Raw genomic sequence first — 15,384 nt, forward strand, 5'->3', positions numbered from 1 at the left:
CCCGGGCGGTCACTTCCGGGAGGAGATGACCTCGGGGTGGTTGAAGACGAACTCGGCGAGCTTGTCCTGCTTGACCGCCTGGAACATCTCCAACGTCTCGGCGCTCAGCACTTCCTTGCCGTTCCCGTCGCCGTTGAAGGTGCCGTTGTTGGTCTTCAGCATGGTGAGCTCGTTCGCGGTGACGCCACGCATGGTGAAGACGAAGTCCTCGATCGGCACGCCGCCGGTGTCCAGGATGAAGGCCTTGCCGGCCGCCTTGATCAACTGCTGGAGCTTGACCGGGTTGGTCAGCATGCCCTTGTCGGTGGCCTTCTTGGCCATCGCCTTGATCAGCTGCTGCTGGTTCTGCTGCCGGTCGTAGTCGCTGTTCGTGAGGCCGTAGCGTTGCCGGGCGTAGTCGAGCGCCGCCCAGCCCTCCATCTGCTGGCAGCCCTTCTTGTGCACCACCGGGGTCATCGTCTTGCCGGTCTTCTTGGCGTCCGCGTTCCACATCGGCTTGCCGTTCACGTACGACATGTGGTGCGACTTGACCTCCTGCTTCACGCAGAGGCGCACCGAGCCGAGGGTGTCGATGACGTTCTTGAAGCCGCCGAAGTTGATGATCGCGGCGCCGTCGAAGCTCACCCCGGTCATCCGCTTGATCGTCTGCGCCATCAGCTGGGCGCCACCCTCCCAGCCGCCGCCGTTGCGGGCCCCGGCCTGGAACGCGGCATTGATCTTGTCGGTGCCGCCCCCGAAGCCGCTCTTCTTGAACGCCGGGATCTGCGCCTCGGTGTCCCGCGGGATGGAGATCAGGTACGCCTGGTCGTGCGTCGCCGGAATGTGCAGGATGATGATGCTGTCCGACCGGACGTCGTCGGCGGCCCACCGCTCGCGGGCGTCCACGCCGAGCAGCAGCATGTCGATCGGGCCATCCAGGCTCGCGCCGCCCTCGGCGTCGGACTTGCCGGCCTCGCCGAGCAGGTTCCGCTGGGCGATGTCACCGGTCGCCTGGCTGATCAGAGCCTTGCTGCCGACGATGGCGACGCCGCTGGTCATCATCAGCACGGCGCCGAAGACCACGGTGAGCCGAGCCCAGAGCGGATCCTTGCGGCGCGGTCGTTTGGCCGGCGAGCTGCCACCACCTCGACCCCCACGGCTCTGGGGCGGGATGGCCGCGGCGCCGCCGACGGGGGGGTGGGTGGCATCCGCCGACGGGCGGCGGCTGGTCTGAACCGGCATGCGTGCTCCAGCTCACGTGATCAGGGGGGCGGGACCACTGTACGGACACTTCCCGGCCGTGGCGAGTTCGCTCGGACGCAATGTTCCGTTGGTCAGAGGGCCACCCAGGCATATTGACCGATCGGCTACTTCGATACGACCGGTCGGCGGTTGGCTTTCAGCAAATGCAAAGTCGGCCGTCGATCACGTTCGCCGATGCCAGCGCCCTCGGTGCGCGCTCAGCCCCCGTCGGTGCCGCCTTTCTGGTTGGCCTTGACCCAGTCGGCCATGGTGTCGGCCGACATCGCCCGGTACATGGCCAGCGCCTTCTCCCGGTCGGAGACGACCACGGACTCTCCGTTGATCGTGTCGCTCCCGGAGTTCGGGCTGGTCACGAAGGTGAGGTTCTCGCCTCGCAGGTTGCGGAACTGCACCGCCATGTCCATCAACGAGAAACCCTGGTCCACGGTTGCCGCGTCGGTCACCGACTGGAGGAACGCGTTCAACTTCTTCGGGTTGCTCAGCGTGCCGGTGCTGGCCGCCTTGTCCATCAGCGCCCGGAGGAACTCCTGCTGGTGGCGCATCCGGGCGAAGTCCCCGTCCGGGAACTGCTTGCGCTGCCGGATCCAGTCCAGCGCCTCGGCTCCGTCCATGTGGTTGGTGCCCTTGGTGAACGTCCGGTACGGCTTGTGGATCGAGGTGATGGTCCGTTCGACCTTCAGGTCGACCCCGCCGAGTGCGTCGGTGACCTGCTTGAAGCCGGCGAAGTCGATGGCCATCACGTGGTCCAGCCGGACGTCGGTGAAGCACTCGACGGTTCGTACCGCCAGCGGCAGGCCGCCGAAGGCGAAGGCCGCGTTGATCTTCGCGCGCCGCCCCGAGTCGCAGTCGGCGCCGGCGCTCTCCGGAACCGGCACGTAGAGGTCGCGCGGGATGGAGACCAGGTAGGCCTGCTGGTGGTTGGCCGGAATGTGCATCACGATGATCGTGTCGGCCCGCCACTTGCCGGCCTGGTCGACCGGTGCGTCCGGATCCCGGGAGTCGGTGCCGACCAGCAGGATGTTGAGCGCGCCCTCGACCGGCTTCGCCGGACGTCCACCGGTGATCTCGGAGAACGGGTCGGTCCGGGCCAGGTCGTTGTCCAGGTTGCGCACGTAGAGCCAGCCGCCGATCCCGCCGAGCAGCGCGAGCACCAGCACGGCCACGCCGGCCACCAGGCCGATCCGGCCCCACCGCGGCCGCGGTCCCCGCCGGCCGGGTCGGCCGTCGCCGGGGCCGCCCGGGCCGATCGGCCCACCAGGCCCGGAGGGTCCGCCGGGGCCACCGCCCCGCGGCTCCTCGTCGTACGACGGGTACCAGCGCGGCTCGGCGGGCCGGGCGCGTCCGGAGGCACCCCGGGCGGGGCCGGGCACCGATGCGCGCCCGGAGCTCCGGTGCAGGTACGGGAGGGGGACGCCGGCAGACGAGGTCGCTGACATGTAACTCAGGGTACGTAGGTTGAGCCAGTGTCGCCCTCAGGTGAGGGTCAGGTTCTCGACCTGCGCCGCCTTCCGGGGTCAGCCCAGCCGGCTGCGGAAGTACTCGATCGTGCGTCGCAGGCCGTCCTCGGGCGAGACCGTCGGCTCGTAGCCGAGCAGCTCGCGGGCGAGGGTGAGGTCGGGCCGGCGCATCTCCGGATCGTCGGCGCTGCGGGTGATGTAGGTCACCTCGGAGCTGCTTCCGCAGAGCGACACGATGGTCTCGGCCAGTTGCCGCATGGTCATCTCGTGCTCGGTGCCGCAGTTGATCGGCCCGGTCTGGGTCGAGTCGAGCAGCAGCAGGATGCCGCGGACCAGGTCCTCGACGTAGCAGATCGAGCGGGTCTGGTTGCCGGTCCCGTGCACCGTGATCGGCTCGCCACGCAGGGCCTGGGAGATGAAGGTGGGGATGGCCCGGCCGTCGTCCGGCCGCATCCGCGGACCGTAGGTGTTGAAGATCCGGACGATCGCGGCGTCCAGCCCTCGGCTGCGGTGGTAGGCCATGGTGGCCGCCTCGGAGAAGCGCTTGCCCTCGTCGTAGACGCTGCGGATGCCGATCGGGTTGACGTTGCCCCAGTACGTCTCCCGCTGCGGGTGCTCCTTCGGGTCCCCGTACGCCTCGGAGGTGGAGGCCATCAGGAACCGGGCGCCGTCGGCGAGCGCGCGGTCGAGCAGGTGCAGGGTGCCCACCGAGCCGACCCGGAGGATCTCCACCGGCAGCTTCTCGAAGTCGGTCGGGCTGGCCGGGGAGGCCATGTGCAGGATCGCGTCGAACCGCTCGGCCAGCGCCGGGTGGTGCGCCGGCAGCCCGTCGGAGATGTCGGCCTCGACCAGGGAGAAGGTCGGCGTGTCCAGCAGGTGCGCGACGTTCTCCTTCGACCCGGTGACGAAGTTGTCCAGCGCGACCACCGTGCAGCCCCGGGTGATCAGGGCGTCCACGAGGTGTGACGGGACGAAACCGGCACCGCCGGTGACGAGGATGCGGTGACCGGGTCCGAAGCGCGCAGCAACCTTCATACCGGTCAGCCTACTCAGCGTCGCCGTCGGCGCGGCGACGGCCGCAGGGCCGACGTGGCGGCCCGTGGCGATGTCGCAACCGGCCCCACCGGTCGCCCGGGAAGCGGGCCGGGACGAGGGTGGGCCCCCTCCCGAAAGCGGGAGGGGGCCCGGGGTGCTGACCGGCGGGGGGTGCCGGGCCAGCGGTTTCTCAGTGGGCGCCGGCGCCGGTGAGGGCCCGCACCTCCAGCTCCGCGTACTTGTCCTCGTCGTGCTCCTTGGAGACGAGCGTGCCGATCCAGCCGCAGAGGAAGCCGAACGGGATCGAGAGCAGGCCCGGGTTGGAGAGCGGGAACCACTGCCAGTCGTGGTCGGGGAACATCGCCGTCGGCGCTCCGGAGACCACCGGCGAGAAGAACACCAGCACCACCGCGGCGAGCAGGCCGCCGTAGATGGCCCACACCGCGCCGGAGGTGTTGAACCGTCGCCAGAACAGGCTGTAGAGGATCGCCGGCAGGTTGCCCGACGCGGCGACCGCGAACGCGAGCGCGACCAGGAACGCCACGTTCAGGTTCTGCGCGAAGATCGACAGTGCGATCGAGACCGCACCGATGACCAGCGCCGAGATCCGGGCGACCCGTACCTCCTGCCGCTCGGACGCCTGCCCTCTCTTGATGACGTTGGCGTAGAAGTCGTGCGCCAGGCTGGACGAGGAGGCCAGGGTCAGCCCGGCGACCACGGCCAGGATGGTCGCGAAGGCGACCGCCGCGATGATCGCGAGCAGGGTGGCCCCGCCCAGGTCGCCGCCGAGGAAGTCGATCCCGAGCGCCTCGGCCAGCTGCGGTGCGGCCGTGTTGCCGGCCCGGTCCTGGGCCGTGATCGCCTCGCTGCCGACCAGCGCCGCCGCGCCGAAGCCGAGGGCGAGGGTGAGCAGGTAGAAGGTGCCGATGATGCCGATCGCCCAGAGCACGCTCTTGCGGGCCGCCTTGGCGGTCGGCACGGTGTAGAAGCGGATCAGGATGTGCGGCAGACCCGCGGTGCCCAGCACCAGGGCGATGCCGAGGGAGAGTAGATCCATCTTGTTGTAGAAGGTCTGTGTCGAGCTGGCCACCTCGACCCCGTAGCGCAGCCCCGGTTCGAGGAACGCGCTGCCCTTGCCGGAGGACGACGCGGCGTCGCCGAGCAGCGAGGAGAGGTTGAACTTGTACTTGGCCAGCACCAGCAGCGTCATGATCAGCGCGCCGCCCATCAGCAGGAACGCCTTGACGATCTGCACGTAGGTGGTGCCCTTCATGCCGCCCACCGTGACGTAGACGATCATCAGCGCGCCGACCATGATGATGGTTGCGATCTTGGCGGCGTCCGCGTCCATGCCGAGGAACGTGGTCCCCGGCCGGATGCCGAGCAGCAGCGCCACCAGAGCGCCCGCGCCCACCATCTGGGCCAGCAGATAGAAGATCGACACGGTGATGGTGGAGACCGCCGCCGCGGTACGCACCGGGCGCTGGCGCATGCGGAACGCCAGCACGTCGGCCATCGTGTACCGGCCGGAGTTGCGCAGCAGCTCGGCGACGAGCAGCAACGCCACCAGCCAGGCGACCAGGAACCCGATCGAGTAGAGGAAGCCGTCGTAGCCGTAGAGGGCGATGATGCCGGCGATGCCGAGGAACGAGGCGGCCGACATGTAGTCGCCACCGATCGCCATGCCGTTCTGGAAGCCGGAGAAGGACCGGCCGCCGGCGTAGAAGTCGGTGGCGGTCTTGGTCTGCCGGCTGGCCCAGATGGTGATGGCCAGCGTGATCGCCACGAAGACCAGGAAGAGAGTGATGGTGAGGTTGCGGGCGGTGGTGTCGCCCGCCTCAGCCGCGAGGAGCATCCTCATGGTTCACCTCCCCGATCTCGGCACGGATCCGGTCGGCCACCGGGTCGATCTTCCGGTCGGCGTACCGGGAGTAGAGCCAGGCGATCAGGAACGTGGAGACGAACTGCAGCAGTCCGAAGATCAACGCAATGTTGATGTTGCTGCCGAAGAGCTTCGTGCCCATGAAGTCCCGCGCGTACGCGGACAGGATCACGTAGAGCGCGTACCACAGGAAGAATGCGACGGTCATCGGGAAGACGAAGCCGCGCAGGGCGCGACGCAACCCGGCGAACTCATCCGACCGTTGTACGGCGAGGTACCGGTCCGGCGCGGGCGTGGCCGGCGCGGGTGTGTCCGTGGACATCTGTGGATCACCACCTTCACAGGCATCGGGGATTTTCGCGCACGGTAGAAAGTGCGCTCCCCGACGCGGAAGGCCGAGATCGGCGTCGGTCGACGGCTGCGCCGAACGGCGTGTTCGCTGCGCCGAGTGACGCAGGTCACTCCGCTTAGCGGTCGTCAGCCCAGCTCGCGGTACCGGCCCCGATGGTGCAGCAGCGGGGCGGCGTCCTCGACCAGCTCCACCGCCTCGATGGTCGCCTCGACCAGCAGCGCCCAGCCGTACTCGCGGGCGGTGTCCAGCCGGCAGCCGGCCCACCCGCCGGCGTCTGCCGGCACCGGCCCGTACGGCGTGTCGGTCCACGACCCGGTGGCGAAGAGGCCACCGGGCGACGGGAAGAGCCCGGCGAACCGGTCGGCGAGCTGCCGGTGCGCCGGGGCCAGCGGGGACACGGCGAACCGGCCGGCGGCGTGGGCCGCCGCCCACAGGTCCGACTCCGCGTCGATCAGCCCGAGCAGCCGGTCCGGCTCGCCCTCCGAGACCAGCGTCGACGACACCGTCAGGCCGGCCGGCCCGGGCGCCGTCCAGAGCGTCACCGGCGCGGCCAGCCGGCCGCGCAGCCGGCGTACCGGGGACCGCTCACCGGCCGGTACGGCGAACGGGTCGGTGTGGTGGATCTCGGCACCCGGGTCATGATTCACGTGAAACATTCTGCCCGGGGGTCGGGCTCACCCGCCGCTGGACGCGAAGCCACGGACCAGCGAGGCGACCTCGTCGGCCCGGGTGTCCATCAGGAAGTGGCCGCCGTCCAACACGTAGACCTCGGCGCCCGAGACGTCCGAGCGGTACGCCTGCGCCTCGCCCGGCTCGAACGAGGTGTCGTAGCGGCCCCAGAGGACGAGCAGCCGCGGACCGGTCCGGCGGAGCCACTCCTGCCAGGTGCGGTACGACGCCACGTTGGTGCGGTAGTCGTAGAAGAGGTCGAGCTGGATCTCGGCCTGCCCCGGTCGACTGAGAAAGGCGTGCTCGTCGGTCCAGAGATCCGGGTCGTACCGCTGGGGGTCGGGGTCGCTCCCGACATGCCGGGTGCGCGCCGCGGGCAGTGACAGGAAGTTCTCGCGTACCGCGGCCTCGTGCCCGGCCCGGTCCCGCCAGAACGCCCGGCGGCTCTCCCAGAGCGGGCCCAGGCCCGCCTCGTGGGCGACCGCGTTCTGCACCACCAGGCCGGTGAGCCGGTCCGGCTCCGCCAACGCCATCCGGAAGCCCACCGGGCCGCCGTAGTCCTGGACGTACAACAGGTACCGCTCGGCGCCGACGGTGGCCGCGAAGCGCGACATGACCTCGGCGATGCGGTCGAAGGTGTACGGGAAACGGCCGGGGTCGGGAGCCTCGCTGTGCCCGAAGCCCGGGTAGTCGGGCGCGATCAGCCGGTACCGGTCGGCGAGCCGCCCGAGCAGCGGCTCGAACATCCGCGAGGAGGACGGGAAGCCGTGCAGGAGCAGCAGCGTCGGCGCGTCCGGCGGGCCGGCCTCCCGGTAGAAGATGGAGAGGCCGTAGACCGTCACGGTGCGGTAGCGGGTGGAGGTGCTCATACCGGCTGCTCCTTGTCACGGCTTCCCGCACCGTAACTGCCGCTCCGGAACGGTCGCCGGGCATTGCCGCGCGCGGCCCGGTTCGGGTGCTTGAGCGGCGGAGCGCGCGCCCGAGCGATCCGGCCAGCCGGCGCGCCGGCGTCAGCGGCGGGGGGTGACCGTGGCCAGCAGCTCCGGCTGCCGCCGGTCCAGCACGTCGCCGGCCAGGTAACTGCCGAGCAGCGCCGCACCCAACCCGTACGCCGCGCCGACCGGCAGGGCCAGCCAGAGCCAGACGTCACCGAGCAGCACGGCGGCCAGCACCATCGGCACCCCGGCGGCGGCCGAGCCGAGCATCGCCAGCAGGCTGAGGAAACTCTTCGCCACCCCGGCGCCGGTGTTCAGCGCGAACGGGTTGCTCGTCTCCGGCAGCGAGTACGCCCCGAGCACCGACACGAGCCCGGTCACCGCGAGCCCGGCCCCGTACGCGGCGAACAGGCCGCCGGCCGTCAGGCCGATCCAGCCCGGCTCGCCGAGCACCAGCGGGATCACCACGGCCACCACGGCCAGCATCGGCAGCACGTACGCGGAGAAGGCGGTGAACCGGGCCCGCAGCTCCAGCCGCCCGGGCACCCCCGCCACCACGTGCGCGGCGTACGCGCTGCCGTCGAAGCCGAACTGGTTGGCCAGGGTGAGCGCCGCGATCACCCCGACGAAGAGCATCGAGAGGCTGACCAGCACCGGCGAGGCCGCGCCACCACCGGCGGTGAAGCCGCGCTCGGTGTCCATGCTGAAACCGGCCCCACCGAGGTTGACCATGACCGGCACGAAGATGCCGACCACGGCGATGGTGATCAGGTTGGCCCGCCGTCGGGCGTCGCGCCACCAGTAGCGGCACTCCCGGGCGACCAGCGCGCCGAACCGGTCCCGCCGGGCCCAGCCGGCCGCGCGCGGAAAGAGCTGAGCCACCGCGCCCCCGGTGGCCCCGCGGGTCGCCGGGGCCGGGCCGGCGCTCGCCGCCCCGACCATCGCCGACTCCAGCGACCGCGACCACCAGAGCAGCAGCGCGCCGAGGGTGACCGCGGTGATCAGCAGCTTGACCGGCGCGGCCCAGACCCGGCCCTGCGCCACGTCGATGCCGACGGTCCACGGTGCGCCGAACGGGGTCCAACCGACCACCTCGGCCGCCCCGCTGAGCGCCGCCCAGTCGGCCTCGCGGATCGCGGCGAGCCCGAAGATCTGCAACGGCCCGAGCAGCGCGGCGGTCACCGCCAGCAGCACGGCGGCCAGGTCGCGGACCCGCCGGGACCGGAGCATGGTGGCGAAGGCGCTGGTCACCGCCCGGCTGGCGGCCACGCAGAGCAGCACGCCGGCGAGCACGCCGACGGCGCCGACCAGGCCGGCCGACCAGCCGCCGAGCACCCACGCGGTGACCACCAGCCCGGCGAGCGCGATCAGCACGGCGAGGACCGGCACGCTGACCAGGGCGGCGGCCAGCAACCCGGTGACCAGCGTCCGACGCGACAGCGGCAGCAACGCGAACCGGGCCGGGTCGAGCGTCTCGTCCACGCCGAAGAAGACCAGCGGCAACAGCAGCCAGCCGAGCACCAGCAGGCCACCGCCGAACGCGGCGATCATCAGCGCGTAGCGGTTGCTGTCGGCCAGCCCGGGTGCGGCGAAGAGGAAGAAGCCGCTCCCGGCGAACCAGAGCCCGACCAGCACGCCCACCACGAAGAGCGCGACCCGCCAGCCCTGGCCCCGGAAGTTGTTGCCCATCACCCGCAGCTTGAGCCGGACGAAGAGCCGGGCCGAGACCGGCCGGACCCGTGGGGCGGGCGCCGTCACTTCGACAGCCACGCCAGCTCCTCGCCGGTCGCGGTCCGCCCGCCGACCACCTCGACGAACACGTCCTCCAGCGAGCGGTCGCCGCGTACCTCGCCGATGGCGCCGACCCGCTTGATGGTGCCCTCGGCCAGGATCGCCACGTGCGAGCAGAGCCGCTCGACCACCTCCATGACGTGGCTGGAGAAGACCACCGTCCCGCCGCCGGTGACGTAGCGCTGGAGGATGTCCCGGATCAGCGCCGCGGAAACCGGGTCGACCGCCTCGAACGGCTCGTCGAGGACGAGCAGGCGGGGGCCGTGCAGCAGCGCGCAGGCCAGCCCGATCTTCTTCTTCATGCCGGCCGAGTAGTCCACCACCAGGGTGCGGCCGGCGTCGCCGAGTGCCAGCACGTCCAGCAGCTCCGCGGCCCGCTGGTCGACCACCGCCGGGTCCATGCCGCGCAGCAGACCGTGGTACGCCAGCAGCTCCGCCCCGCTGAGCCGGTCGAAGAGGCGCACCCCGTCGGGCATGACGCCGAGCAGTTGCTTCGCGCGGACCGGGTCGGCCCAGACGTCGTGCCCGAGCACCTGGGCCTGGCCGTGGTCCGGCCGGAGCAGCCCGACCGCCATCGACAGGGTGGTGGTCTTGCCGGCGCCGTTCGGGCCGAGCAGGCCGTAGAAGGAGCCGGCCGGAACGTCCAGGTCGACGCCGGCCACCGCCACCTTGCTGTCGAACCGCTTGGCCAGGCCACGCAGCACGAGCGCCGGATGCTCACCAGTCATGCGTCAGACCGTATCCGGCTCGCACCGCGACGTCCGCCCCCGCGCGGATGACCCGCGGTCATCCTCGCGACGTACTCGCGTCACCTGCAACCGGTCCACTCGCTGGCGGGTGACAGGGGCAGGAACGCGACGGGGAGGGACATTGGAGAGCGACGAGGGGTTCGAGGAGTTCTATCGGACCACCAGACATCGGGTCGTCACCGTGCTCTACGCGCTCGGCGGTGACCTGGCCGAGGCGCAGGACGCCGCGCAGGAGGCGTACGTGCGGGCCTGGCAGCGGTGGGAGCGGATCAGCGGGTACGGCGATCCGGAGGCGTGGGTACGGACGGTCGGCCATCGGTTGCTGATCAACCGCTGGCGCAAGATCCGGAACGGGTTCGCCGCCTACCGGCGGCACGGTCCGGACCCCGCCGTGGGGCCACCCTCGGAGAACACCGTCGCCCTGGTGACGGCGCTGCGCCGGCTGCCCGACGAACAACGGGAAGCCATCGTGCTGCACCACCTGGCCGATCTGTCGGTCGCCGAGATCGCGGCCCAGACGGGCGCCCCGACCGGCACCGTCAAGGCCCGCCTCGCCCGCGGCCGGAAATCCCTGGCCACCATGCTCGACACCGCCCTCCCTGAGGAGGTCACCCATGCCTGACCAGCTCTTCACCGATCTCTACCGGGACACCGAGAACCTGACCTGGGCGCCGACCGACCAGGTGCGTCGGCGCGGCCGGCAGCGCACCCGGCGTACCCGGATGGCGGCCGGCCTCGCCAGCATCGTGGCGGTGGCCGTGGTCGCCACCGGTGCCGTGGCACTGGCCGGTGGCCCGGACGCCACCCCGCCCTTTCCGCCCGCCACCGGCTCGCCGACGCCCACGCCGTCCAGCACGCCGAGCCGCGCCGCCGACCCCACGCCGAGCAGCAGCGGGAGCCCCACCGGCCGGGCGCCGTCGAGCCCGTCAGCGGGCACCGACGGGCCGTCCGCGTCGAGCGTGACGATTCCGGCCGCGGCGATGTTGCAGCTGGCCGACCTGCCGAAGGGGTTCACCTCGGCGGACACGACCCCGGACGGTGACTGGACCTTCGCGTCGGTCACCATCTTCTGCCGCAACCAGTCAGCGTCGTTGGCCGTGCGCCAGGTCGCCGACCGGGACCGGGTCTTCGAATCGCCCACCGACTCGATGATCCAGCGCGTCACCCGGCACGCCGGAAGTGGCGCCGCGAGCTCCATGGACCGGGTACGGGAGCAGGTCGCCGACTGCGATCCCCACCGGCCGGACGACTCGCTGTCGATCCTGGCGGAGGGCCTCGGTGGCGACGAGTCGCTGCTCGTCGGCTCGCTGATCGAGGGAAAGCCCAGCCGGTGGCTCCTGGTCCGGCAGGGTGATCTCGTGGCGCAGCTGCGGATGGACAGCGCCACCACCCCGGCGGAGGCCCGCGGGTACGCCCGGAAGGTGGCCGACCGGCTCTGCCGCGGCACCGACGCCTGCTGACCCGACCGGTGACCCGGATGCCGCCACCGGCGCCCGGGTCCCCGTGGCCGTGGCTAGAGGCGCAGGGCCTCGGGGGTGTGCAGGCGCAGCATGGTCGCCCCGATGTCGGCCGGAACGCGCCGGCGGGAGGCCATCGACACCACCACCATCACGGTGAAGGCGAGCGGAACGGTCCAGGCCGCCGGCTGGGTGGTGAGTGTGGCCGGCCAGCCGGAGAGCGGTGGGCCGAGCACGGTGACGAGCACCGCCCCGATCGCCGCGCCGCCACCGACCAGCACTCCGGCGGCGGCCCCGAGGTCGGTCAACCCCCGCCACCAGATGCCGAGCACCAGCAGCGGGCAGAAGCTCGACGCGGCGACGGCGAAGGCCAGCCCGACCACCTGCGACACGTCCAGCCCGGAGACGTTCAGGGCGAGCACGGTGGGCACCGCCCCGGCGATCACCGTGGCCAGCCGGAAGCCGCGCACCGAGCCGCGGCCGAGCACGTCGGTCGAGATCACTCCGGCCACGCTGGTGAGCAGGCCGGAGGAGGTGGAGAGGAAGGCCGCGAACGCGCCGGCCGCGACCAGCGCGGCGAGCAGCCGGCCGGTCAGCCCGTCGCCGAGCGCGGCACCGGGCAGCAGCACCACCACCGCGTCGGTCTGGCCGCTGACCAGCAGCTGCGGGGTGTAGATCCGGCCGAGCACGCCGTACAGGGTGGGCAGCAGATAGAACGCGCCGACCAGCGCGAGCACGACCAGGGTGGTACGCCGGGCCGCCGCGCCGTCGGGGTTGGTGTAGAAGCGCACCAGCACGTGCGGCAGCCCCATGGTGCCCAGGAAGGTGGCCAGGATCAGCGAGTAGGTGGCGAAGAGGCCGCGGTCGTCGTCGCCGGCGGTGCTGGGCAGCAGCCAGTCGGCCGCACCGGTGGCCGCCCCGGACACCTCGGGCACGGGGTCGCCGGCGGCGAAGGAGAGCTGGTCGCCGGGGCGTACCTCCCGGGTCTCGCCGTCGGGCAGGGTGAGGGTGGCGCGGTGCTCGACCACGACGGTGGTCGCGGTCCGGAAGGTCGGCCCGTCGGGCGGGGTCACCGCCGGACGGGCGTCGGCCTGCCACTGGAGAGCCAGGAAGATCGCGGGTACGGCGAGCGCGGTCAGTTTGAGCCAGTACTGGAACGCCTGGACGAAGGTGATCGCCCGCATGCCGCCCAGCGCCACGTTGGCGGTTACCACCACGGCCACCAGCACCGCCCCCACCGGGTACGCCGAGCCGGCCACGGTGGCCAGGGTGAGCCCGGCGCCCTGCAGCTGCGGCACCAGGTAGAGCCAGCCGATGAAGATGACGAAGACGGTGGCCAGGATGCGCAGCCGGCGGGAGCCGAGCCGCAGCTCGCAGAAGTCGGGCAGGGTGAACGCGCCGGAGCGGCGCAGCGGGGCGGCCACGAAGAGCAGCAGGGCCAGGTAGCCGGCGGCGAACCCGACCGGGTACCAGAGCACGTCGACGCCGTACTTGAGGATCAGGCCGGCGACGCCGAGGAAGGACGCCGCGGAGAGGTACTCGCCACCGATGGCGGCGGCGTTCCACGTCGGACTGACCGCTCGGGAGGCGACCAGGAAGTCGGAGGTGGTGCGGGCCAGCCGCAGCCCGTAGAAGCCGATGCCGACGGTGACCAGGGTGACCGCGACGATCGCCGGGACGACCAGTCCGTTGCCCATCTCAGCGCTCCGGCCGCTGGACCAGGTCGGTGAAGTCCTGTTCGTTGCGCTCGGCCAGCCGCACGTACGCCCAACCGACCCCGATCAGGAACGGGAAGCTGACCACGCCGAGCAGCAGCCACGGCAGGTTGACCCCGAGCACGGTGACCCGGCCGACCGAGGGCGCGATCGCGAAGAGCCAGGGCAGCCCGCCCAGCCCGATCGCCACCACCAGCGAGAGCCGCAGCGCCAGGGCGAGCTGGGCCCGGACCAGGCCGCGAACCAGCGTCTCGCCGACCAGGGTCTGCTGGGCCAGTTCGGCGCGGGTACGCAGCACCCGGTCGTCCCGCCGGGACACCTCGGCGAGCACGATCCGCGTCCGCAGCGGCGGCTCCGGCGCCCGCTGGGCCGGCACGGCATCGTCGGCAGCGGTCACCTGGGCAGTCTCGCCTGATCAGGCCGAATGTCAAGGGACGGCCGTCGGCTGTGGACAACCTGTGGAGAAACGCTCACCCCTGTGGACAACCAGCCGCTCGGACATTTAAGTAACCATTAAGTCCGGATTGGTCCGCCCTCAGTACCCTTCTTTGTTTCCCGGCGTATCGGCCTTGCCGGCATTGACCCCGGCACCTACGCTGATGCGGCAATTTCCTGTTCCTCTCTACCCACGGGGTTTCTATGCGTAGATTCCGCACGCTGCTCGGCGTCACTCTCGCCGGAGCATGTGCACTGGCCGTGGTGCCGGGTACGGCATCCGCGGCTCCGGTCCCCTCGCAGAAGGCTGCGATGGCCCTCGATGACGTCACCGGGGCGTACTACCCGCTGGCGCCGGCCCGCCTGCTCGACACCCGCTCCGGCCTGGGCGCGCCGACGGGCGCCCTCGGCGCGGGCAAGAAGATCGACCTGCAGGTCACCGGCCGCGGCGGGGTCCCCGCCAGCGGTGTCGGCTCGGTCGTGCTCAACGTGACCGTGACCGGCCCGACGATGAACAGCTACCTCACCGCCTACCCGGCGGGCGAGGCGCGGCCCTCGGCCTCGTCGATCAACTTCCCCAAGGGCTGGCTGGGCTCGAACAACGTCACGGTGAAGCTCGGCACCGGCGGCAAGGCGTCGATCTACAACCACCTGGGCTCGACCCACGTGGTGGTGGACGTGGTCGGCTGGTACGCCGCCGACAACACCCCCACCAACCGCAACGGCAGCGAGTTCTGGCCCGTCACTCCGGACCGGCTCTTCGACACCCGGTCGGACGGCACCGGCAAGATGCCGGCCGGCTCCTGGATCGACTACTCGGTCGACTTCGGAGCCGACAACCCGGGCATCCGCAGCCTGGTGATCAACCTGACCGCGGTGGCGCCGGCGAACGCGGGCTTCCTGACCGCCTGGTCTGGTGCGGGCACCCGGCCGACCTCCTCCACGGTCAACTACGGCGCCGGCAAGGTGGTGCCGAACCTGGCCTACGTGCAGACCCGGCCGTGCTACGAGGACTGGTGCACCCCCGGTGCGCCGATGTTCCGCGTCTACACCTCGCAGACCTCGCACTTCGTGACCGACCTGGTCGGCCTGATCGACGACGGCAGCTGGGGCGGCGGCCTGCGGTTCAAGTCGCTGAGCCCGACCCGGATCGCCGACAGCCGTTACGGCCAGGGCATTCCGGCCGCGATTCCCCCGGGTGGCGTCCGCACGGTGACCACGCCGGCTGAGCTGCTCGACGAGACGACCGTGGCGCTGGCGATGAACGCGACCGCCGTTGCGCCGACCAACAGCACCGTGATCACGGTCTGGCCGGCCGGCTGGGGCGACCCGAAGCCGATGGCGAGCAACCTCAACCCGGCCGCCGGTCAGACGGTGTCCGGCGCGGTGCTGAGCCTGATCGGCCCGGAGGCCGGCTTCAACGTGCACAACCTCTCCGGCACCACGCACATGATCTTCGACGTGGTGGGCACGTTCTACTTCCTTGACCCGGCCGCTGCGGCCGCCGCCAAGGGCGCCAAGGCCGGCACCACCGCTCCCGCGGTCGTCGGCACCACCAGCCGGGCTTCCACCGGCAGCTGAGTACCACCCACGCGGGGCGCCCTGGCCATCGGCCGGGGCGCCCCGTCGCTGCCCGCCCTTCCGATCGTCACGGGCGGGTCGCCG

General features: G+C 71.5%; 13 protein-coding genes and 1 pseudogene. 3 read left to right on the top strand and 11 right to left on the bottom strand.

The features are described 5' to 3' along the window. Positions 1 to 9: 9 nt before the first annotated feature. From ACIP9D_RS30735 to ACIP9D_RS30775, 9 genes and pseudogenes are all read right to left on the bottom strand, one after another. Positions 10 to 1,221, bottom strand: coding sequence for an LCP family protein (locus tag ACIP9D_RS30735; protein WP_350876792.1), 1,212 nt, complete (start codon positions 1,219 to 1,221; stop codon positions 10 to 12). A 218-nt stretch (positions 1,222 to 1,439) separates the two neighbouring features. After that, positions 1,440 to 2,678, bottom strand: coding sequence for an LCP family protein (locus ACIP9D_RS30740; protein WP_350876794.1), 1,239 nt, complete (start codon positions 2,676 to 2,678; stop codon positions 1,440 to 1,442). 78 nt (positions 2,679 to 2,756) lie between these two features. Then, entirely contained in the window at positions 2,757 to 3,734 is a 978-nt protein-coding gene (locus ACIP9D_RS30745) for a UDP-glucuronic acid decarboxylase family protein (RefSeq protein WP_350876796.1), read from the bottom strand. Between the two features lie 190 nt (positions 3,735 to 3,924). After that, a complete protein-coding gene (locus ACIP9D_RS30750; RefSeq protein ID WP_350876798.1) occupies positions 3,925 to 5,595 on the bottom strand; it encodes a cation acetate symporter in 1,671 nt (556 codons plus the stop codon). Next, positions 5,573 to 5,938, bottom strand: a complete 366-nt coding sequence (locus ACIP9D_RS30755) for a DUF485 domain-containing protein (protein WP_350876800.1) — start codon at positions 5,936 to 5,938, stop codon at positions 5,573 to 5,575. Before ACIP9D_RS30755 ends, ACIP9D_RS30750 begins: the two co-directional genes overlap by 23 nt. Positions 5,939 to 6,093: 155 nt before the next feature. Beyond that, positions 6,094 to 6,630, bottom strand: a pseudogene (locus ACIP9D_RS30760) (flavin reductase family protein); the annotation flags it as partial. A 12-nt stretch (positions 6,631 to 6,642) separates the two neighbouring features. Continuing rightward, the gene (locus tag ACIP9D_RS30765; RefSeq protein WP_350876802.1) at positions 6,643 to 7,506 is read right to left on the bottom strand and encodes an alpha/beta hydrolase; all 864 of its coding nucleotides are present in this window, start codon (positions 7,504 to 7,506) and stop codon (positions 6,643 to 6,645) included. Positions 7,507 to 7,647: 141 nt separating this feature from the next. Next, a complete protein-coding gene (locus tag ACIP9D_RS30770; RefSeq protein ID WP_350876804.1) occupies positions 7,648 to 9,342 on the bottom strand; it encodes an ABC transporter permease in 1,695 nt (564 codons plus the stop codon). Next, positions 9,327 to 10,091, bottom strand: coding sequence for an ABC transporter ATP-binding protein (locus ACIP9D_RS30775; protein WP_350876806.1), 765 nt, complete (start codon positions 10,089 to 10,091; stop codon positions 9,327 to 9,329). The genes ACIP9D_RS30770 and ACIP9D_RS30775 overlap by 16 nt, the downstream gene beginning before the upstream one ends. Positions 10,092 to 10,233: 142 nt before the next feature. Here ACIP9D_RS30775 and ACIP9D_RS30780 point away from each other — a divergent pair, with 142 nt between their 5' ends. Together ACIP9D_RS30780 and ACIP9D_RS30785 are read left to right on the top strand one after the other, a co-directional pair. Next, complete coding sequence (locus ACIP9D_RS30780; RefSeq protein WP_350876807.1) at positions 10,234 to 10,734, top strand: SigE family RNA polymerase sigma factor; 501 nt, start codon at positions 10,234 to 10,236, stop codon at positions 10,732 to 10,734. After that, entirely contained in the window at positions 10,727 to 11,572 is an 846-nt protein-coding gene (locus ACIP9D_RS30785) for a hypothetical protein (protein ID WP_350876809.1), read from the top strand. The genes ACIP9D_RS30780 and ACIP9D_RS30785 overlap by 8 nt, the downstream gene beginning before the upstream one ends. 53 nt (positions 11,573 to 11,625) lie before the next feature. On the opposite strand, the gene ACIP9D_RS30790 is transcribed toward ACIP9D_RS30785, so the two are convergent. Continuing rightward, positions 11,626 to 13,266 carry a sodium:solute symporter family transporter gene (locus ACIP9D_RS30790; RefSeq protein WP_350876811.1) on the bottom strand — a complete coding sequence of 547 codons (1,641 nt, stop codon included), beginning with the start codon at positions 13,264 to 13,266 and terminating at the stop codon, positions 11,626 to 11,628. Position 13,267: 1 nt separating this feature from the next. Further along, a complete protein-coding gene (locus ACIP9D_RS30795) occupies positions 13,268 to 13,681 on the bottom strand; it encodes a hypothetical protein (RefSeq protein WP_350876813.1) in 414 nt (137 codons plus the stop codon). Positions 13,682 to 14,031: 350 nt separating this feature from the next. Here ACIP9D_RS30795 and ACIP9D_RS30800 point away from each other — a divergent pair, with 350 nt between their 5' ends. Beyond that, positions 14,032 to 15,300 (top strand): hypothetical protein, encoded by a 1,269-nt coding sequence (locus tag ACIP9D_RS30800; protein WP_350876816.1) that lies wholly within the window; start codon positions 14,032 to 14,034, stop codon positions 15,298 to 15,300. Positions 15,301 to 15,384 lie beyond the last annotated feature (84 nt).

The organism is Micromonospora sp. NPDC093243 (genome assembly GCF_044753725.1).
Classification (GTDB): domain Bacteria; phylum Actinomycetota; class Actinomycetes; order Mycobacteriales; family Micromonosporaceae; genus Micromonospora.